This window comes from Tautonia plasticadhaerens, from assembly GCF_007752535.1.
In the GTDB taxonomy this organism is placed as follows: Bacteria; Planctomycetota; Planctomycetia; order Isosphaerales; family Isosphaeraceae; genus Tautonia; species Tautonia plasticadhaerens.
Window position 1 is genome coordinate 36,477 of record NZ_CP036428.1, and the last position, 20,066, is coordinate 56,542.

Here is a 20,066-nt window from a genome sequence, read left to right on the forward strand (position 1 = left end):
GATCTCCCTCGATGCGAACGCCTTCGGAAACGGTCGTCAAGATGCCGGGCACGGATTCGGCCCCATGAGCCAAACCGTTTCTGGTCGGCCGACAACCGGGTGCGCGATTCTGGGCAGGATGCGCACCGCCGGGCTGGTGAGGACGCACGGCCGTCGGGCCCCGTTGGGTCCCGGTCCTCCGAGCAGCTATCCTGGTCTGCGGGGGGCGGCGGAGCCGGCTCCGGTCCGGGGCGCGTCTGCCGCTCAGCCTCGGGCCTCCCGCTCGACCCGCCCGAGATGCTCGTGGGTCGGCACCGCGGCCCGATCCCGCCCACCCGACTCGGAGGCCGCCATGGCCCTCCTCCCCGACCCCGGCTGGCGCGACGTGGCCGACGTCCTGATCCTCAGCTACCTCGCCCACCGCCTCATCCTCCTGGCCCGCGGCACGCGCGCACCGCAGGTGCTCCTGGCCCTGGCCGCCCTCTGGGCCCTCTGGCATGTCGCCCGCCACGCCGGACTGGAGCTGACCGCCTGGTTCCTCGGCGCCCTCAACGCGCTGGCCCCCGTCGCCCTGATCGTCGTCTTCCGCGACGAGATCCGCGACGTCCTGGTCCGCTCCAGCCCCCTCCGCCTGCTGGCCGGCCGCCCCACGCGGGCCGGGGCGATCGACCTGCCGGCGGTGGCCGAGGCCGCCTTCCGCCTGGCCGCCTCCCGCACCGGCGCCCTGCTGGCCTTCGAGGGCCGCGACCGCCTGGACAAGCTCGCCCGCGAGGGGACGCGGGTCGATGCCCGCTTCAGCGTGCCCCTGGTCGAGAGCCTCTTCGCCAAGGGCAGCCCCGTCCACGACGGCGCCGCCCTGGTGCGGGGCGGCCGGATCGACCGCGTCGGGACCTTCCTGCCCCTGTCGACCCGCGACGGCCTCCCGGCGGCGTTCGGCACCCGCCACCGCGCGGCCGTGGGCCTGAGCGAGCGCTGCGATGCGGTCGTGCTCGTCGTCTCCGAGGAGCGCGGCGAGGTGGCCCTGGCCCGGGACGGCCGCGTCGAGCCCATCGCCTCCCCCGAGGAGCTGGAGCGGGCCCTGGACGCCTCCCCGCGAGTCGAGGCGGGGGCCGAGGCCCACCGCGGCCGGGCTCCGAGGCTGGTCTCCTCGGCCGCCGGCTTCCTGCTGACGACGCTGGCGGTCGCGACGCTGTGGGCCCTCTACGACCGCCAGCAGGTCGCCCGGCGGACCGTCACCGCCTCGGTCAACTTCCGCGGCCTCCCGGAGTCGCTGGAGCTGATCGACCCGCCCGAGGCGATTGACCTGCAGCTCCGGGGCAAGCGGACGCTGATCGACGGCCTGTCGCCGGATCGGGTCACGATCTCGGTCGACCTGTCGGGGGCCGAGCGCGGGGGCCGCTACGCGATCGAGCGGGGGGACATGGCCGTGGAGCTGCCGGTGGGGGTGGAATGGTCGCGGGCGGACCCGGGGTTGAGCGTGCGGCTGGGCGAGCGGGTCGAGCTGACGCTGCCGGTCCGCCCTCGCCTCGAAGGCCGGCCGCCGCCGGGCTTCGCGTTCACGCCGCCGCGGGTGGAGCCGGCGACGGTGACCGTCCGCGTGCCGCGGGGCATGGAGGGGAGGCTGGAGGCCGTGGAGACCCGGCCGATCGACGTCGGCGAGCTGGCCCTGGATGCCGCCACGAGGGAGGCGACAGTGGAGGTGCCCCTGGAGCTGGGCCGCATCGCGACCCGACCGGCGGCGGGGTCGGCGGACACGGTGCGGGTCACCGTCGGGACCCGGCCGGCGGCGGCCCCGGATGACCCGGAGGCGGCCCCGTGAATGCGATGTCGGCGGGCGGCGTCCCTGTGACCTCGGTGGCCACGGAGTCGAGGGGCCGCCCCACGGATTCCCGGGACACATACATATTATCTTGTTATCTAATTAGTGCGTGATCGGGGGCAGGGGACGCACGGATCATGACCTTGCAGACGGTGCTCCGATCCGATACCCCCGTCGACCCCCGGCCGCATCCCTCGCACGACGATGCCGTCGCGGTATGGGCCTTGCTGGCCCTCTGCGCTCCCTGGGGACCGGGGGGGTCCCCGGGGGGAGGTGGCCCGTGATCCGGGGCGTGATCTTCGACATCGACGGCACGCTGGTCGACTCGGTCGACCTGCACGCCCGGGCCTGGCAGGAGACGTTCCGCCACTTCGGCCGCGAGATCCCCTTCGATTGCGTCCGCGCCCAGATCGGCAAGGGCGGCGACCAGCTCCTGCCCGCCCTCCTCCCCGAGGACGTCGTCCGGGACCGCGGCGAGCAGATCGAGGCCTACCGGAGCGACCACTACAAGCGCGTCTACTTGCCCGAGGACCGCGCGTTCCCCTCGGTTCGGGAGCTTTTCGAGCGGCTCCGGGCCGACGGCAAGCGGCTGGCCCTGGCCTCCTCGGCCAGGGGGGATGAGCTGGAGGCCTACAATCGCATCACCCGGGTCGGCGACCTGATCGAGGCCGAGTCCTCCTCCGACGACGCCGAGCGGTCCAAGCCGCACCCCGACATCTTCCAGGCGGCCCTGGGCCGGCTCGGCGGCCTCGGGCCCGACGAGGTCCTCGTCGTGGGCGACACCCCCTACGACGCCGAGGCCGCCGCCAAGGCCGGCATCCGCGCCGTGGGGCTGACCTGTGGCGGCTGGCCCGAGGAGCAGCTCCGGGCCGCCGGGTGCGTCGCCGTCTACCGCGACCCGGTCGACCTGCTCGGCCGGTACGAGCGATCGCCCCTGGCGCGGGGCGCGTAGGCCCGGCCCGTGAAGTCCGGCCTCGTGCCCGTCGACGGCCGCCCGAACGCCTGCGACGAGGCCGCCGATGCAACCCACCCGCCGCGCCGGGATGGGCGACCGGGCGACTCGGGGCCGTCGGGCGGGGGAGGATACAGGGGTAGGGCGCCGGCAGCCACCGACTCAACGCCGCCTCGTCTACGGGAGGGGCACCGCCCAGGTATACGGGGCGATCAGCGAGGCGACCGGCGGATGGGCCAGCGCCACGAGCAGCGAGTGGTAGCCCCCGACATACGGGCGCAGGTCGAACCCCGCGTACCGCGCCCGCAGCGGGCCCAGCCGGCGTCCGTCCCGCGGCAGCAGGCCGACGCTCCCCATCGCCGGGCGGTGCCCGGTCCGCGGCAGCAGCGGGTACGGGGCCAGCACCCGGTCGCACGGGTTGTACAGGCCCAGGACCGCCTCGGTCGCCGGCAACGCCCGCCCCAGCCGGCGGCCCGGGCCGAGCCAGTGGTGGTCGATCGCCCCCGAGATCAGCACCGCCCGCAGCCGCAGCGGCGGCCGCGGCCCGGGCAGGCCGATCGGCGGGTCCAGCGACTGGCTGTTCAGGGCCCCGCCGCCGATCAGGTGCAGCGCCGCCGGGACGACGCGCCCCCCCTCGCTGTGGCCGATCAGGCAGGCGCGGGCGCCCGGGGGGAACGCCTGGAGCAGCCGCGCCAGGTGATAGCCGGCGACGAAGGCGCGCCGCGACTTCTCGTTCAGGTCGCGGGCCGGGTCGAGCAGGGCCCTGCCGCTCGGCCAGTCGAAGAGGACGACCAGCGCGTCGCGGGGGATCGCCCCGGCGCCGTCGAGCCACTGCCACGCCTTCAGGGTCGTGTTCACGGCGAGCATCCCGCAGACCAGGTTGCCCTGGACCATGATCACGACGGGGCGGCCGGCCGCCTGCGTCAGCAGCGCGCCGGGGTCGGCCGGGGCGAGCAGGCCGAGCGAGTCGAGGCGGTAGGCCTGGAGGTGGGGCCAGGGGTCGGAGCCCATGACCTGGGGGGCTTCGGCCGTGCGGATGACCCAGAAGTCGCCCCGCCGCCCGGGCGGCGGGGCGACCGGGGCCGCGCCGGCGACGTCGGCCGGGACGACGGGGCCCGGGTAGAGCAGCGACCCGGTGCGGGCCCACGGCCCGGCCGCATCCGTCGCGGGCCCGGCGAGTGCGAGGTCGGGCCTCGCCGGGCCGAAGGCCAGACAGGCAGCCACGACGAGCGGGGCAGTCGCCACCCGGATCGCGTGCGCACTTCGGAGGTCCATCGCGTCACCTCAAGTCCGAGAGGCCGCCCCGCGGGGAGCCCCGAGCGGGCCGCTACGGGCTCGCTCACGGGCCGGCACGACCTGTTCATCGACCGGATCGGGCAGGCGGCTCGACCCCGCGGCCGGCCCGGTTGACGGCCCCTCCCCCGATACGGATCAGCCGGAAGGGTTGAAGCCGACGCGGTGACGCGATCGACCAGTAGTCGTCGGCCGACTGCGTCAATCGGGGCAGAAGCTGCACCGCGAATGGGTCCCGGAGCGATGGTGGTCAGCAAGCTGACGCGGCCGGGCCGGCCGGTATAGTGGTGGCCAGCGCCTCGCCCCCTCCGACCGGGAGCCCACCCCATGACCACGAACCGCACCGACGTCCTCGCCGCCACGCTGCTGCTCACGCTCTTCTCGCCCGCCACGGCCCAGCTCACCGCCATCAGGGCCGGACGGCTCATCGACATCCACGAGGGCACGGTGACGACCGATCAGGTCATCCTCGTCGAGGGGGGCAAGATCGCGGCCATCGGGCCCGACGTCGAGATCCCCGACGGCGCGGACGTCATCGACCTCTCCGACGCGGTGGTCCTGCCGGGCCTCTTCGACTGCCACACCCACCTCTGCTACACCGTGAAGGGCGGGTTCAATCACACGAACCAGGGGGAAATGGGCTTCCGCGAGCAGTTCCTCGTGAACACCCTCACCCAGCCGGCGGCCTACCGGGCCCTGGTCGGGGCCAGCAACGCCCGGGAGGTGCTCAAGGCCGGGTTCACGACCGTCCGCGACGTGGGCAACGCCTGCGACTACGCCGACACCGCCCTGCGGATGGCCGTCGAGGACGGCCTCGTCCCCGGCCCGACCATCATCAACGCCGGCATGATCATCAGCCCCTCCGGCGGCCAGTTCCCCGGGGAGCTGCTCAACCCGGAACTCCCTGGGATCGGGCCCCACGAGTACCTCTACGCCGACACGCGGGACGATCTGAGGAAGGCCGTCCGCCAGAACATCCTCCGGGGCGCCAGGGTCATCAAGCTCGTGGTCGACGACCAGCCCTACATCGACTCCGTCGGGGAGACCGCCTTCGTCGTCGCGGAGGCCGGGGCCGCCGGGCTGAAGGTCGCCGCGCACTGCGTCACCGAGGCCGGCGCCCGCCACGCGATCGAGGGCGGCGTCGCCTCGGTCGAGCACGGTTTCGAGATGCCCGACGAGCTGCTGGACCTCGCCCGGGAGCGGGACGTCGCCCTCGTCGGGACCGACTTCCCGGCCGATCTCTGGGACGCCCAGGGCATGCCCCGACCGATGGCGGAGACGAGGTCCGAGAAAATCGTCGACCGCCTGCGGAGGGCGCACGAAGCCGGGGTGACGATCGCCTTTGGCACCGACGTCTTCTTCCCCGTCGCCGGGCAGACCCGGGGCTCGGCGGCCCTGCTCTTCACCGATAGCTTCCGGGAGGCTGGCATCCCGCCCGCCGCGATCCTCCGGGCCATGACCGTCGACGCCGCCCGCCTGCTCGGCGTCGAGGGCGAGCGAGGCGCCTTGGGACGGGGGATGGCCGCCGACCTCATCGCCACGCCCGGCAACCCCCTGGAGGACATCGACGCCCTGCGGGAGGCCGTCTTTGTGATGAAGGACGGAGAGGTCGTCCGCGACGATCGGTGAGCCGGCCCCCGGCGAACCGGGCCCGCGGCCCGCAGTCGTGATCCGAAGGGGGCGGGCGAGTGCCCGCCGGGCGAAACGGCAGAGGCGCCGGGAGGGCCGTGAGACGCTCGACCGGTTCGCCCGGTCGCCGCCGGAGGACCTCCAGGGCCTCGGCAACTGAGCCCGATGGACGTCGTGCGTCTTAGCGGGCAGATCACGCAGACGCGGATCAGTGCGGGTGCGAGCCCGGTCCGGCGAGCCCTTGACGCGGGGCCGGGTTCGCCTGCAGCGGGGCCCCTACAGGAGGCCGACCGCCGCCAGCGTCGTGATCGTCGCCAGGGCCAGGAAGAACAGGCCCGCACCCGCCAGGGCCACCCTCATGAACCAGCCGGGCCGCAACGGCTCGGGCAGCAGGGCGAGGTTGACATACAGCGTGTGCCAGCAGCTGAAGCCCAGCGCATAGTTCATCAGGTTGGTCGCGATCTTGACCAGCTGCAGCGGCTTGCCGACCCAGAGCATCAGCACGCCGAAGCCGGCATAGACCACGAGCACGGCGAAGTAGACCCGGCGGATCCGCGCCGGGTCCCAGCAGCGGAGCCGGTGGCTGGCGGTCCAGAAGACGTCGACCCAGCGGCGCACGAAGCCGTCGACGGTCACGGCCATCGTCGGCCCCAGCGTGAGGAACCCGCACAGCAGGGTCAGGTACCAGAACGTCGTCCCCCAGCCGAGGCCCCACGCCACGCCGACGTGGTCGCCGACCGCGGCGGCCGTCATGCCGGCGGCGGCCCACTCGGTGACGCGCGTCCCGCGCGGCAGGAACTGCAGCGACAGCAGGCTCGGCAGCGCCGCGCCCAGGAAGCACGCGGGCGCCCAGACGACCAGCTGGTCGCGGACCAGGTGCCGATACCAGCGCCGCCAGCGGGGCAGCGTCGTCGCGTCGACCTCGAAGACCGCCCCGACGTGGGACAGCCGCAGCTCGCGGCCGCCGACGATGCTGGGGATCGCCCCGACGTGGCGGCCCATGCCCCAGCCCTGGTCGCGCGTGTAGTTCGACAGCGGCGCGTTGGTCAGGCCGCCGTTGCCGGCGATGGCGGCGAACGCGGCCAGCAGGGCGACCGTGCTCAGGTCGATGGCCGGCAGGCCCCGGCCGCTCGCCAGGCTGACGAAGACGTTCCCCGTCCGATCGCCGCCGACCGGCACCGTGCCGAACTTGAAGAACCCCGAGACGATCCCGATCCAGGTCCCGCGGGTCGAGAAGAAGGCGGCCAGGAGCAGGAGGAAGCCCAGGACGGCGACGATCTTGAGCCCCATGACCCACTTGAGCGTCTGGTAGATCTGGCCGCCGACGAGCGCGGGGACCAGGGCGAGGAGGAACACGCCGATGCCCAGGGCCTTCATCAGCATGGCGTCCCGGGCGTCGGGCAGGCGGCCGAGGTAGGCCATCGCCAGGGGCGTGGCGGCGTTGGAGGCGAGGTAGGGGAAGACGGCGCCGAAGTCCAGGGCGAGGTAGACGAGCAGCCAGAAGCGCGGCCCGGGGAGGGTGCGGAACTTGCCGGTGAAGATGGGCTCGCCGCAGTAGAGGGTGTAGCGGCTGATCTCCAGGTTGTAGGCGACCTGCCCGACGATGCTCAGGGTGGCCAGCCAGAGGATGGCGGCCCCGTAGCGGGCGGTGACGGCCGGCCCCATGAGCCACTCGCCGCCGCCGATGGCGGCGCCGCCGGAGATCAAGGCCGGGCCGAGCAGCAAGGCCCAGCATCGCCGGTTGAAGGCCGGGGCGTCGTCGAGCTCGGCCCGATCCCAACGGGGCATGATCGCGGCCCCGGGTTGAGGCGGCTCGGACCCGCCGTCGACGTCGCTGGTAGCCTCGGTCGCCGGCGGGACGCGATGGGGATCGGGCATGCTTCCGCCTCGACGGGTTACGTGCGAGGCTCTCCACCTTGGCGACGGTCCGGAATCGCGATCGTCCGTTGATGAGCCGGAAGGGAGGCGGAGACGATGAGAGGGGCCGAAGCCTCTGGGTGATCTCAGGAGTGTAACGACGTCACCGGGCGCGCTCCAGTCAGGAGTCCCCGCCCGAATCAAGGAGTCGAGGCAGATGACGCATCGTGAAGCGACCCGGACGGCGGCATCCCGAACGACCTGCTCACCCTCTCGACGGCGATCGGCCTGTCAGTCGTCGCCGACGCATGTCGAGTGCGTCGAGGTCCCCATCAAACAACTCGACACCGCCCGGGGTCATCAGCTGCTCGATGCCCGAGAGACGCGCGACATCGACCGAGGAGCGGGAGACATCCGCCCCCGGATCATCCTGGATCCGGAAGAGGCCGGAGAACGGCGGGAGCCCGATCGACCGCGCATCGCCCGCCGGGAGCGTGATCGTCGGGGCCCCCGAGGACTGGATCACCCCGAACCGGGCGAAGCCGTTGTCGGGGCTGAAGCCGTAGACGGCGAGGTCCGTCGCCCCGTCGCCGTCGTAGTCGCCGGCCACGGGGCGGTCGTCCCGGCCGCCGAAGGGGATCGACCGCGTCGGCCGCCCCGAGGAAGAGACGACTCCGAAGCGGGCGAACCCCTCGTCGGGACTGTAGCCGAAGACGGCGAGGTCGGTCGTCCCATCGCCGTCGTAGTCGCCCTGGAGGGGCCGGTCGTCCCGGCCGCCGAAGGGGAAGGTGAGCGTCGGGCCCCCGCCCGAGAAGACCACGCCGAACCGGCTGTAGCCGTCCTGGGGGCTGTAGCCGAAGACGGCGAAATCATCGCGCCCGTCGCCGTCGTAGTCGCCGGCCACGGGGAAGTCGTCCCGGCCGCCGAGCGGCCTGAGAACCGCCGGACTCCCGCCCGAGGGCAAGACCGCGTACCGGCTGAAGCCGTTGAGGGGGCTGTAGCCGTAGACGGCGAGGTCGGTGGTCCCGTCGCCGTCGTAGTCGCCGGCGATCGGGAAGTCGAACGGGCCCCCGAAGGGCCGGCTGTACGTCGAACCATCCGACGAGCGTCGGACCAGGAAGCGGGCGTATCCCAGGGAGGGATCGTAGCCGTAGACGGCGAGGTCGGCGATCCCGTCGCCGTCGTAGTCGCCGGCGATCGGGAAGTCCCCCGGGTTGCCGAAGTCGACGGCCGTCGTCGCGTCGCCCGAGGACAGCCTCCTCGAGAATCGCCCCGGGGCATCCCCGGCCGCCGGGGAGTAGACCGTGAAGTCGGTCCTGCGGTCGCCGTCGAAGTCGGCAACGACCCCCGGCGGACGGCCGTCGATGATCGTGACCACGAGCGGGGAGGCCGTCGCCGGGATGCCGGCCTCGACCGCGGCGAGCCGGACCTCGATCGTCTCCGGGCCCTCGACCCGGTCGTCGGCGACCGCGGAGAGCGTCAGCGTGCCGCTCGTGCTGCCGCTCGGGATGGTGATGGAGGGCTGCGAGGCCGAGTAGTCCGCCCCGAGGGTCGCGGATCCGCCATAGTCGAGGCGGATGACGACGGCCCGTCCCGAGGCCGACGACGACCTCGCCGTCACCGTGACCTGCCCGCCGCGCTCGGCGATCGAGGCGGTCGAGGCCCCGATCGAGACCTCGGGCGGCGGGTCGTCGTCGAGGATCGTCGCACTCCCCTCTGCCCGGTCGATGACCGCGTTGACTCCCCCGCTCAGGACCACCGAGAAGAGCTCCTCCTCCTCGTCGATCGCGTCGTCGATCACCTCGACGGCGATGGTCCCGCTCGACCGGCCGGCGGGGATCACCAGCGGGCTTGTCGTGGTGATCCGGTAGTCCGTCCCCCGGCGAGCTGATCCATCCTCGACACTGAAGTCGATGCTCACCGGCGCCGGTGCCGCTCGGGAGAGCGAGACGGTGAAGACGGCCGCGGTCGAGCCCCGGCCGCCTTCCGTCACGGTGATGTCATCGATCGAGGCCAGGGGGAGAGCGGCCGGCTGGGAGGTGACGATCCCCGACACCGAGAACTCGAAGGGCGACTCGTCCGCGTCGTCGTTGCCGAACGAGACCATCCCCGAGAAGGTGCCTACCCCCTGGGCGGTGAGCTCCACCGAGAAGGTCGTCGAGGCCCCCGGGGCGATCACCGTCTCGGGGAAGCCGCTCGCCAGCCGGAATCCCTCCGGCACGGACACCGGGGCCGAGAGGGTCAGCGGCGATGACCCGACATTCGAGACGGTGAAGGTCTTCGACACGGCCGACCCGAGGGCCGTCGCGCCGAAGGAGACCGAGCCGGCACCATCCGGGATGATCGTCGATCCGTCCCGGACCTCGATCTCCGGCAGGTCGGGTCCAGGAGTCGGCAGGGATCGGATCTGATAGATGACCCCGCTGCCCGCCCCGCTGCCGATCGACCCGACGGACGACAGGTCGGCCAGGAAGAGCGAGTCGGCGGTCGCCAGGAGCCCGTCGAGGTGCCCCACGCCCGGGGAATCCCCCCGGATGAAATGCACGTAATCGCCGGAGCCGAGGTCGTAGTAGACGACCGGATTCTCCTCGTTGGCCGCACCCGCCAGGTTGAACTGCCCGTGGAAGCCCACGAAGACGCCATCGTTGAAGCCGGGCGGGAACGCCGACGGGGCGATCGCGATCTCGGCCGGCCCCTCGCTCTCGGCACCGGTCCGGGGGTCGGGGATCGGCTGGAAGGCCACGACCGGCTGCACTCCCGCCCCCCCGACGAGGGTGCCGGTGCGGTAGGCCGTGTAGTTCGACGGGAAGCCGAAGTCCTCGGCCGCGCCGCCGACGTCGGCCGCCGCGACCCGGTTCAGCTCGTCGGCGCTCAGCGGCTCGATCCGGTTCGAAGGCGTGTCGATCCCGTTGTCCTCGAAATAGAGGTCGCCCGAGGCCGGATGCACGGCGATCCCCGCCGCGTTCCTCAGCCCCGAGGCGATCCGGGTGAGCCCCGAGACGGAGAGACCCCCGGGCCCGTCGCTCACCGTCACCCGATAGAGCGAGTCGCCCCGGAGCGTCCCGTCGATCAGCCCGCTGACCCGAACGGTCTCGGTCGTCGCGGCGAAGTTCTCCGCGGCGCCGAGGTTGAAGAACAGGTCGTAGCTCCCCGGCGAGCCCGGCGTCGCCCGGGTCTCCAGTGCGAAGACCTTGTGCTCGAATCCGGGCGGGATGGCGAATCGGATGCTGCCCGCGAGGCGCAGCGGGTCGGAAGGGGACGCGCCGGTCCGGAGCACCGAGATGCGCTCGCCCCCATCCTGGGAGCTGACGACCAGGATCAGGTCGCCCGCCCGCTCGATCGAGGTGAGGGCCCCGGGCAGCCCGCCGTAGAGCACCGCCCCCGGCCCGTCGGCGACGCCGTCGCCGTCGGCGTCCGAGAGGCGCAGGAGTTGTCCCGTGGAGTTGAAGTAGCTGGTCGAGGCCGGCCGGCTCGTGGCGACCAGCAGCGAGCCGTCCACCAGCTGCGTCATGCCGTAGGGGTAGTCCAGGCCGCTGGCGAAGGTCGTGACCCTGAATACCGACGGATCGACACCCGGGTCGAAGTTCAGGGACAGCAGGACACGTCCCTCCAAGGCCTCGATCGCGGGTGCGAGCCGTCGCCCCCGGACGGCTGAGGGGGAGGCCTTGGACGAAACCCTTCGTGCCCCTCCACCGAGCCTCAGGTCGGGGGGCCTTCGCTTCCTTCTCATCGGAGTTTTCCTCAGCATGCCTCGCACCACCTCGGCCGATCGTCCGGGCATCGGAGCGGAGGGATTCCTGCCACCATGCCCGGTCCCGACCCCGCTCGCAACGCCCTCATGCCGATCGTTGTCCGATCCCGATACGACCGCCCGGGGCCCGAAGTCGTTGCGGCGACGCCGAGCCGCAATGACCATCGAACGGGGACCGAGGCAGCGATCTCGACGGGCGTGAAGAGAGGCCGCCGGCCCGGCTGGGACGATCGCCCCACGGGACGGCAAGACGAGGCTCGACGCCTGAGCTGAGAGGATCAGTCCTTGATGATCCCGGGAGGTGCTCGTGCCAGGTCGCGGTTGCCGGTACTCGGCGAGTATGCCCGTTGTGCTCCTATGCGAGACGCGTGAAATCGGCTGTGGGAGCGAGCCCGCCCCAGGGACCGTTTCATCAAGTGCGTCAATGGTGGCAGGTCACGCAGTCGTAGGGTGGGGGTCTGGCATCTCGGACGGCATCCCTCGGTACTGAGTCCCTCTCGCGGTTTGCGGCCCCGAACCTGACCGCGATGCGTTATTCGTCCTCAATCCTCGGGGATGAGCTGGTAGCTCACGAATGCAATCCGACTCCCGTCGGGGGACCAGCACGGCACGTTGATGGTCCCCTGGCCACCGAACAACCGAGCCAGCACATCGACCTCACCGCCGCCGAGGGGCATGGTCCGCAGGGTCACATCCCGGTCCGCAGGGTGGCCGTCGACGTCCGGTTCGTACGAGAGGAAGACGAGGTGCCGGCCGTCGGGCGACGGGTGGGGGAACCAGTCGTTGAACACATCGAACGTCACTTGTTCCTGGCCGCCGCCGTCCGGCCGCATACGCCAGATCTGCATCGTGCCGCTTCGTTCGGAATTGAAATAGATGAAGCCGCCGTCGGGGGAAAAGTCCGGTCCGTCGTCCAGGCCGGGAGCGGTCGTCAGCCGCGTCTCCCGGCCGCCCGTGACGGGGATCGTGTAGATGTCATACTCGCCGTCCCGCTCGGCGCAATACGCCAGGGTCGCCCCGTCGGGCGACCAGCCATGCCAGTAGGAGGGGCCCTCCGGGGTGACCAGGTCCGGCGTGCCCCCGGCGATCGGCAGGGTGTAGATGAGCGACTGGCCGCGGCCTTGCGACTGGTCGCTGATGGCCAGCCTCGTCCCGTCGGGTGAGACGCCGTGGTCGTTGTTGCAGCGGGTCGCGAAGCCGGTGTCGATCAGCCCGGGCGTGCCCCCAGCGACGGGCAAGCGGAAGATTCCGCCCTCACTGTTGAAGATCAGCGTGCTTCCATCAGCCAGCCAATTCGGGGCCTCGATTCGGCCTCGCGTGACATGGACGACACGCCGGTCCGTCGATGCGATGGATTGCGTCTCAAGGGTGCTGTACAGGACAGGCTCCCCCGAAGCCGCCGGGAGGTCGGTGGACAGCTCCACGCCCGAGAAGACCGCGGTCTCCGTCGTCTGGTCGTCGTGGGCACAGACACCGATGCCGACGAGGAATGGGGGCCGGAACGCGATGCGGATCGCCGCGCCCGAGTAGATCGGCGCGTCGGCCCCGGAGGCGAGGAACATCCGGGCGTATCCGCCCCGCCATTCGAGCCGCCGTCGGTCCGGTGCCTCGACGTTCGCCTGGACCTCGCGGGTGTCGCCGCCTTTGACCTCGCGGAACTGCAGCGATGTCAGGCCGTCGCCGTGCAGGGCAACGCCGACGTAGGGGGAATCCGGTTCCAGGTCCTGCCGGATCATGAGGCAGGCCTTGCGGTGGGGGTCGGCGCCCTCGCCCAGGAATCGGGCCTTCGCGGCCAAGGAGACGTCGCCGGATGCCTCGGTCCAGGCGAGATGGAAGTCATCGCGGGCGAACCACATGTTGCCGCCCCCGCCCGTGACGGTGTAGCGGCCGGAGGACTCGTCGAAGGCGACGTCGCCGGGATGCGAGGGGGTGCCAATGTCGCGGTGCTCCTCGAAGACGCCGAGCCGCGGGCCGTCCTGGCCGGGCGGCGGGCCGAGGAGTGGAAGCGGTGACGATGACCCCGCGGCCGTGGCCGCCGAATGGAGCCCGGTGACGAAGGCTGCCGCGAAGACGACGAGGCGGTTTCTCATTGGGTCTCCTCCTGTCCGAGGCCGCTTGTGGACCGCGATCGGACCGCGGTGTGATCGATCAACCGACGACCGGCACACCAACGCGCATCCGGGAGATGCTCAAGGGCGATTCGAGGGCCCCGCCTCGATGATCCGGTCGAGGACGTTCCGCGTCATCCGCTGGACACGCGGGTCGTCCTCGTGGAAGTCGGCCCGATTCACGTCGAGGTAGCCGGGGGGCGAGCTGAGCGGCAGGCTCCACCAGCAAGTCGCCGCGTTGAAGACGAAGTTCCCCTCCGGCCCGTCGTAGACGACGGCGGCATGCTCGCGGTCCAGCTCACTGCCGTCGGAATCGTTCAGACGGCCCCCGGCCAGCACGACGAGGCTCGGGTCGTCCCTCAAGGGCGGCCCGTGGAACTCCCAGCCGACCAGGCCCGGGATGGAGTCGCCCTCGCCCATCCTCGTCCCCTCGAAGAGCCAGTGGCCCGGCCGACGACACGTCCAGTCGCCGAGGCCCACCCCATAGGAGGAGGCGCCCATCAACTCCTCCTCCTCGTCGAATATGCGTGACCGTCGGAAGATCCGGTCCGGGCGGCCGTCGAGAGCCGGGTCGAGCGCGATCTCGCCCGACAGGCTGTTGCCCGAGAAGAACGCCAGGCAGACGCCCGCGTCCCGCGCCCGCGCGACGTTCTCGAACATCTCGGGCGTCCAGTATTCGTCGTGGCCGACGGAGAGGAACCCCTTGGCCCGTCGGAGCCCCATCCCGTCCCGGTGCGTGTCCAGGTCCGAGATGTAGGTCACGTCGTAGCCATGCCGCTCCATCCAGTAGGCCAACGGGAACTCCCAGAGGAGGAACTCGCCCGAACCTACGACGGGAGTGGCCGCCGTGTCGTCGATGGGCAGCATGTTGTAATAGCGCGAGTAGGGGCGATCGAGGCTGACATCGTTGCTGAGCCGGGTCTCCCAACGGTTGCCCTCGTAGTCGTAAAGGGATGACCATCCCGGCCAGCGGTTGTAGGCCTGCCAGGTCAGATCCGAGCACTGGAAGACGAAGTCGGCCGGGCGGTCGTCGCGGACGATGAAGACGACATAGCTCTGCAGTCCGCTCGGCTCGGCCGTCAGCTTGCCCAGGTAGACGCCGCTGAGCCAATCTCCGGGGATCGTGAGCGAGAAGGAAGGTTCCCATCGGCATTCGCGGACGTCGCGAGGGCCCGGGTCGGGCGTGGGTTGGGTCGTCCCCGGTAACGATCCCGTCTCGTGGACCAGCCGCGCCCCGGCACCGCCATAGTATCCCATCCGGTAGATGCGGCAGCGGAAGCTCGAGGCCGGTTCGGTGCTGACGGACACGGTGAGCGTCTCGCCCGCGGCGACGCTCGCCTGCGAGCAGAATCCTTCGATCGCCCGGCTGCGCTGATCCTCATCGACCTCGACCTGATCGAGGATCCAGTCGGTCGTGCCCGCCTTGGCATTCTCGACGACGATGGGCTCCTCGGGCGCGGCATGCGATCGACCGGCGAACCCCATCAGGGCGAGGCCGATCATGAACGGCGAGATGCCACCCGATGGGCGACGCGAGGAGGTCCAGCTCCGGGGGCGGGACGCTGGCACGACCGTCATCGGTTTCTCCTTTGGTCTTGTGCAAGCGGGAACGGGTGGCTGGGGCTCCGCGCCGACGCTCGACTCGGTGGTCGGCCGGAGACGCCACCGACCGAGCGGCCGAGTCATCGCGGGGGAAGGTCGTCGCCTCGGCGCGATCCCTGCCTTATGATCGCGGGCTCGCCCATCCTGGTCGCGATCGGAATCGGTTCAGTCGATCATCGTGGTCGAGCAACCGCTATCTTGCCGTTGCCCGACTCCCCGAGCAACCGCCTCCACGGCGTGCGGCCTCGGGACAAGTCACGCTCGAAGCGTTCCCGGAGGCCTTCGATGAGACCATCTCCCTGGCGTCGATGCTGGCCACCTGCTCCCTCTCGCCGGCCCAGGAGCCGCATCGCCACGGGCCCCAGCCGAGGGTCCGCCACGAGTTGGGCCCGGACTCGCTCCCCCGGCAAGACGTCCCGAGCGGGAGGCTCGAAGGCCCCTTCCTCTTCCGGAGCGAAATCATCGAGGATACGGTCCGCAAGTACTGGATCTTCGTGCCGGTCCGAGGCGTTGTTGCATGAAGGGGCTCGCCTTGGTGATGGCCTTCCGTATACTTGGGTATGAGCCAGACCCGCACCCCCCGCCGCACTCGTCGTTCTCGCAAGTCGTTCGCTCGCCAGGCCACCATGAGGGCCGTCTACCGCATCCGCAACTGGCGGGAGTACGACCAGGCCCTCGTCCGGCGTGGCTCGCTGACCGTCTGGGTCGATCAAGGAGCCCTCGACGCCTGGCATTACCAGGGTCCGAATCAATGGGGAGGGCAGTTCGTCTACAGCGATGCGGCCATCCGGTGCCTGCTGACGCTCCGGGCCGTCTCCCACCTGCCCCTGCGGGCCACGCAGGGCATGGCCGCCTCGATCTTCGAACTGATGGGCCTGGACCTCGACGTGCCTCACTACAGCACCCTCTCCCGCCGGGCCGCCGAGGTGGCGGTGGACTTGGCCCGCAGGGGCAAGGGGCCGCTGCATCTGGTCCTCGATAGCACCGGGCTGAAGGTCTACGGCGAGGGGGAGTGGAAGGTCCGCAAGCACGGCTACTCCAGGCGGCGGACCTGGCGGAAGCTGCATCTGGCCATCGACGCCCAGACCCACGAGGTCCAGGCGGTGATGGTGACCGAGGCCGGGGTCGATGACGCCGAGATGGCCGAGCCGCTGCTCAAGCCGATCGACCGGGAGATCGCCGCTGCGGCGGGCGACGGGGCCTACGACAAGCGGAAGGTGTATCGGGTCCTGGAGCCCCGCACGGGTCGCATCCTGATCCCGCCGAGGGGCAACGCCCGGATCTGGAAGCACGGCAACACCTCCGGTCCGCCGCTGGCCCGTGACGAGAACTTGCGGGCCATCCGGCGGTCCGGTCGCAACGCGTGGAAGCGGGAGTCCGGCTACCACATGAGGTCGTTGGCCGAGACGGGGGTCTGCCGGCTGAAGGTGATCTTCGGCGATCATCTGGCTAGCCGGAGGCCGGAACGCCAGGCGACCGAGGGTGCGATCCGGGGCCGGGCGTTGAACATCATGACCCGCCTCGGGATGCCGCAGAGCGTGCGGGTGGCGTAGGCCGGCCAAGGTCGGGGGACTTCCTGCGACTACACTCTCCGTGCAACAACGCCTCGCTGCCGCAAGGCCGAGGACTCGTCCCACAGCCGGAGCCGGAGCTCTCGGGTGTCCTCGGGCGCATAGCTCGGCAATCGCGGGTACTCGGTGTCGCCCCACACCCCTTCGTCCGGATTCGCATCCGGGGCGTAGCCGGGGAAGTCCTCGGCCTCGATCCCCGGATGCTTGGCCTGGTACGCCTCCACCACCCTCGACCGCTTATGGATCCCGCCCCGGTCCCGGAGGATCGTCATCGGCCCCCGGGGCCGGCCCCGGGGCCGGGCCAGGAAGGAGACCGTGTCCTCCCCGTGGGCGTTGGCGTCGTCCGGCAGCAACCGGAAGACGAGGTTGGGCCGCCGGAGCGCCGGGCTGACGGCCACGGCGCCGATCGCCGAGATCCGGCCCTTGCGATGCCACGCCCCCTGGATCGGGGCCTTTCCCCCGGGGGCGTAGGTGCGGCGGGCCACCGGCTCGAGCGGGGACCCCGACCCGTCGAGGAAGGCGAGTCGGGCCTTCCGCTGCTCGGCCCGCTCGACGATCCGGCGCAGCACCTCGGCCCTTCAGCGGGCGATCCCCTCCTCGTTGCGCTGCTTGGCCCGCCTCTGCGGCCTCTGGCCGGCCCGGTTCAGCCGCCGTCGGATGAGCTTGCGGGCGTGCTCGACGTGGTAGGTGACGCCGAAGCGGCGGCGGATGACCTCGGCGACCCGCTGGGCACTCCACGGGTCGTTGGGCCAGCCGTGGGCCCTGGCCCCCCGCGGCAGCAAGTCCTCGAGCTCCCGGAGTCGCTCGTCGGAGGGCCGGGGCGTCGGGCCGGGATGCGGCCTGGCGGCCAGGGCCTCGGGGGAGTCCTTGGCCATGCCGAGCCAGCGATACAACGAGGTACGGCAGACGCCGAGGATGCGAGCGATGACGGTGGGGGACTCGCCCTGCTGCATCAGTTCGACGGCTCGGCGCCGGCGGCGTTCCAGTTCGTCTGCGGTCCCGATGGGCCTCATACCGGTACTACGCCGCAAACCGCCCAGGTGTTTCTTTGGCCAGGATGGAGTCAATAGTTGGAGGAGTTTCAGGTACATCGGGCTCGTGTAGCTCGACGTCGAGGCCGCGAACACCGGCGGCCCGAACTCCCGGATCACGTCATCCATTCCTTGATAGTAGGGTAGGCGGCCAGCGAGTTACCCTCGCGGGCACTTTTCCAACCGCCCCCCTCCGAACCGGACGTGCGACTTTCACCGCATCCGGCTCTCCAGGAGCTAACGAAACCGCGGCCCATCGTAGTCACCGGAATGAATCCGATGGTGGCAATGCGTGCAGACAGGAATCGCCTTCCGTCGCCGGGCTGACATGATCCGTTCCGCTTCCGACGCCCGTCGCCGCCCGGGTCGGTCGAGATCCGCCAGCTTGCGGATGTGGTGCATGACGACTTGGCCGTCACGGCCACATAGCTCGCATCTGGCAGACATCAGCCTCTGGACGGCCTCGGAACGGTCGGTCGCGTAGCGATGCCAGGACGCGGCGAGGTCGACATCCTCCAGTCCGTCTCGCCCCCAGGGCCTCCTGACCAGCGGGAACCCGCCGAACGTGGCAACCAGCGGCGTCCGACCCGGACGCTCGACCACCGCCCTCAGCACGTCTCGGCCATCCTCGGGGACCCGGTAGCGCCGGTAGACCCCCCTGACGCTGATCCGATGTTTATGGGCAAGTGTCTTGGTCAGTGAGGTCTCGAGGACCCACTTGACCATGTGCATCCGCCTCTTCTGGCCGGCGTTGGTCGCCAGGCAGTAGAAGTTGTAGAGCCCGGCGAGGACGCCCTGATACCGTCGGATGATGGTATAGTCCGTCTCCTCCAGGATCTCGGCCCGATGCCGGACCTTACCTCCCCTGCTGTAACGCTCGCGGATCGTCGCGACCGCGCTCCGGGGCATCAGCAGGGCGATGGCACCGTTCGTGGTCCGCTTCCCGTCGGTGAGGCGGTCGTGCGACCGCGACACCTTGATCTCGTAGCCCAGGAACGAGGCCTTCTCATCCACGGCGTGGGTGATGAGCGTCTTCTCCAGCGACAGCTCCAGCCTGAGTTCGTCCCTCAGGAAGTCGCCGATCCGCTGGCGGATCTGCTCCGCCTCGGCCTTGGGCCCGATGAACCCGAGCAGGAAGTCGTCGGCGTAGCGCACATACTTCAGGCGGCGGAAGTCGGGGTCGAAGTAATCGACGCTCGGGAGGCGTCGGAGTTCCTTCCCCAGGCGTTCGGCCCCCTCGCGGTCGCCGAGTCGCCTGAGGTAGGCCATCCGGCACCTCGTCCGGACGTACCGCTCGTCCCGCTTCCGGACCTCCCCCCGTGTGTACGCCGGGATCAAAACATCTTCAACGAACCGGTCCAGCTCGTTCAGGTAGATGTTGGCCATCAGCGGGCTGAGGATGCCCCCCTGCGGCGTGCCGCCGAGGGTCTCGACCCGCTTCCAGTCCTCCAGGTAACCCGCCCGAAGCAGGCCCTCGATCAGGGCGATGACCCGGCCGTCTTGGACGTCCCTCTTGAGGATGCCCAGCAGGATCGAGTGGTCGATGCTGTCGAAGCACCCCTTGATGTCGCCCTCGATGAACCAGGTCGTCCCCCGCCACGACGCCTGGACCTGTCTGAGCGCCGTGTGGCAGCCCCGGCCGGGCCGGAAGCCGTGGGATCGATCCGAGAATCGGGGTTCGTAGTAGGCCTCCAGCAGCGCCCGCAGGACCTCCTGCACGAGCTTGTCGCCCCATGTCGGGATGCCCAGCGGACGGCGACTGCCGTCGGCCTTGGGGATGTACCGTCGCCTGACCGGCCGCCACTCCCATCGCTCCTGCCGGAGCAGGTCGATGATCGCGGTGATCGTGTCCAGCGACGTCCCGTCGACCGTCTCCCCCGTGACTCCCCGCGTCATTGCCGCGGCGTTGCGGTAGATCTTGTTATAAGCGTCGAGGCACAAATCGGGGTTGAAGAGGTGGCGGTAGACACGCTCCAGGGGCAGCCCGCGCTGCCCACGGCTCCGATGGATGTCCAGGATGGCCCTGGCGTCTCGCATCACGCGTACCTCGGCCCCTGCGACATCCCCCCCTGCCCCCCTTCGCCATGTGCGCGGCTCTCCCGCGCCCGGACTACTATGGGGGCTCCGTACCCGTAGGGCATCTCGCGTTCCGTCCGCGCCTGACGTTCAGGTCGGCTACAGGTGCCCGTTTCGCGCCCTTGAGGCCGCAGACGCGGCCCACCCGGCCTCGGATCGCTTCGGCGGGGGAGACCACTACTCCTCGCCTCGAGGCCGGCACCGGATGACAACCACCGTATCCGGCCCGCACACGTTGACAGGTCGGGCGCTGGGGTTCAGCCAATGCAGGCTTCACCATACCGACCGGGTCTCGCCCGGCAGCAGGCTGGGTGGCTCCGCCATCTCCGGGCTTCATGGACATGCTGTTGTCCCCTCCGACTTTCGCCTTCAGGTGAGTCCATCGACCCAGGGGTCTT

Annotated in this window: 13 protein-coding genes; 5 read left to right on the top strand and 8 right to left on the bottom strand. The window is 70.9% G+C overall.

Annotated elements, in window-relative coordinates:
- Nucleotides 1-331: 331 nt before the first annotated feature.
- A complete protein-coding gene (locus tag ElP_RS35715) occupies nt 332-1,798 on the top strand; it encodes a diadenylate cyclase (protein ID WP_197447206.1) in 1,467 nt (488 codons plus the stop codon).
- Nucleotides 1,799-2,081: 283 nt separating this feature from the next.
- The gene (locus tag ElP_RS35720; protein ID WP_145279682.1) at nt 2,082-2,750 is read left to right on the top strand and encodes an HAD family hydrolase; all 669 of its coding nucleotides are present in this window, start codon (nt 2,082-2,084) and stop codon (nt 2,748-2,750) included.
- A gap of 177 nt (nt 2,751-2,927) precedes the next feature.
- Here ElP_RS35720 and ElP_RS35725 read toward each other — a convergent pair whose 3' ends face one another.
- The gene (locus ElP_RS35725) at nt 2,928-4,025 is read right to left on the bottom strand and encodes an alpha/beta hydrolase family protein (RefSeq protein ID WP_145279610.1); all 1,098 of its coding nucleotides are present in this window, start codon (nt 4,023-4,025) and stop codon (nt 2,928-2,930) included.
- Nucleotides 4,026-4,370: 345 nt separating this feature from the next.
- On the opposite strand from ElP_RS35725, the gene ElP_RS35730 reads away from it, so the two are divergent.
- On the top strand, nt 4,371-5,672 hold the full coding sequence (locus ElP_RS35730) for an amidohydrolase family protein (RefSeq protein WP_145279611.1): 1,302 nt from the start codon (nt 4,371-4,373) through the stop codon (nt 5,670-5,672).
- A gap of 276 nt (nt 5,673-5,948) precedes the next feature.
- Here ElP_RS35730 and ElP_RS35735 read toward each other — a convergent pair whose 3' ends face one another.
- The 4 genes from ElP_RS35735 to ElP_RS35750 all read right to left on the bottom strand — a co-directional run bounded on the left by ElP_RS35735 (nt 5,949) and on the right by ElP_RS35750 (nt 14,966).
- Nucleotides 5,949-7,550, bottom strand: coding sequence for an Nramp family divalent metal transporter (locus ElP_RS35735; protein ID WP_145279612.1), 1,602 nt, complete (start codon nt 7,548-7,550; stop codon nt 5,949-5,951).
- 244 nt (nt 7,551-7,794) lie between these two features.
- Nucleotides 7,795-11,142, bottom strand: coding sequence for a Calx-beta domain-containing protein (locus ElP_RS35740; protein WP_197447208.1), 3,348 nt, complete (start codon nt 11,140-11,142; stop codon nt 7,795-7,797).
- A 680-nt stretch (nt 11,143-11,822) separates the two neighbouring features.
- Nucleotides 11,823-13,370: a TolB family protein gene (locus ElP_RS35745; protein ID WP_145279614.1), complete on the bottom strand. Its 1,548-nt coding sequence runs from the start codon at nt 13,368-13,370 to the stop codon at nt 11,823-11,825.
- Between the two features lie 99 nt (nt 13,371-13,469).
- Complete coding sequence (locus ElP_RS35750; protein ID WP_145279615.1) at nt 13,470-14,966, bottom strand: N,N-dimethylformamidase beta subunit family domain-containing protein; 1,497 nt, start codon at nt 14,964-14,966, stop codon at nt 13,470-13,472.
- 332 nt (nt 14,967-15,298) lie between these two features.
- Between ElP_RS35750 and ElP_RS35755 the strand changes: the two genes are divergently transcribed.
- Nucleotides 15,299-15,511: a hypothetical protein gene (locus ElP_RS35755; RefSeq protein ID WP_145279616.1), complete on the top strand. Its 213-nt coding sequence runs from the start codon at nt 15,299-15,301 to the stop codon at nt 15,509-15,511.
- A gap of 39 nt (nt 15,512-15,550) precedes the next feature.
- On the top strand, nt 15,551-16,543 hold the full coding sequence (locus ElP_RS35760) for an IS5 family transposase (RefSeq protein ID WP_390836245.1): 993 nt from the start codon (nt 15,551-15,553) through the stop codon (nt 16,541-16,543).
- A gap of 29 nt (nt 16,544-16,572) precedes the next feature.
- Here ElP_RS35760 and ElP_RS35765 read toward each other — a convergent pair whose 3' ends face one another.
- The 3 genes from ElP_RS35765 to ElP_RS35775 all read right to left on the bottom strand — a co-directional run bounded on the left by ElP_RS35765 (nt 16,573) and on the right by ElP_RS35775 (nt 19,629).
- The gene (locus ElP_RS35765) at nt 16,573-17,130 is read right to left on the bottom strand and encodes a transposase (protein WP_145279617.1); all 558 of its coding nucleotides are present in this window, start codon (nt 17,128-17,130) and stop codon (nt 16,573-16,575) included.
- 9 nt (nt 17,131-17,139) lie between these two features.
- Entirely contained in the window at nt 17,140-17,574 is a 435-nt protein-coding gene (locus ElP_RS35770; protein ID WP_197447209.1) for a winged helix-turn-helix domain-containing protein, read from the bottom strand.
- 255 nt (nt 17,575-17,829) lie between these two features.
- Entirely contained in the window at nt 17,830-19,629 is a 1,800-nt protein-coding gene (locus ElP_RS35775) for a reverse transcriptase/maturase family protein (RefSeq protein WP_145279619.1), read from the bottom strand.
- Between the last annotated feature and the right edge of the window lie 437 nt (nt 19,630-20,066).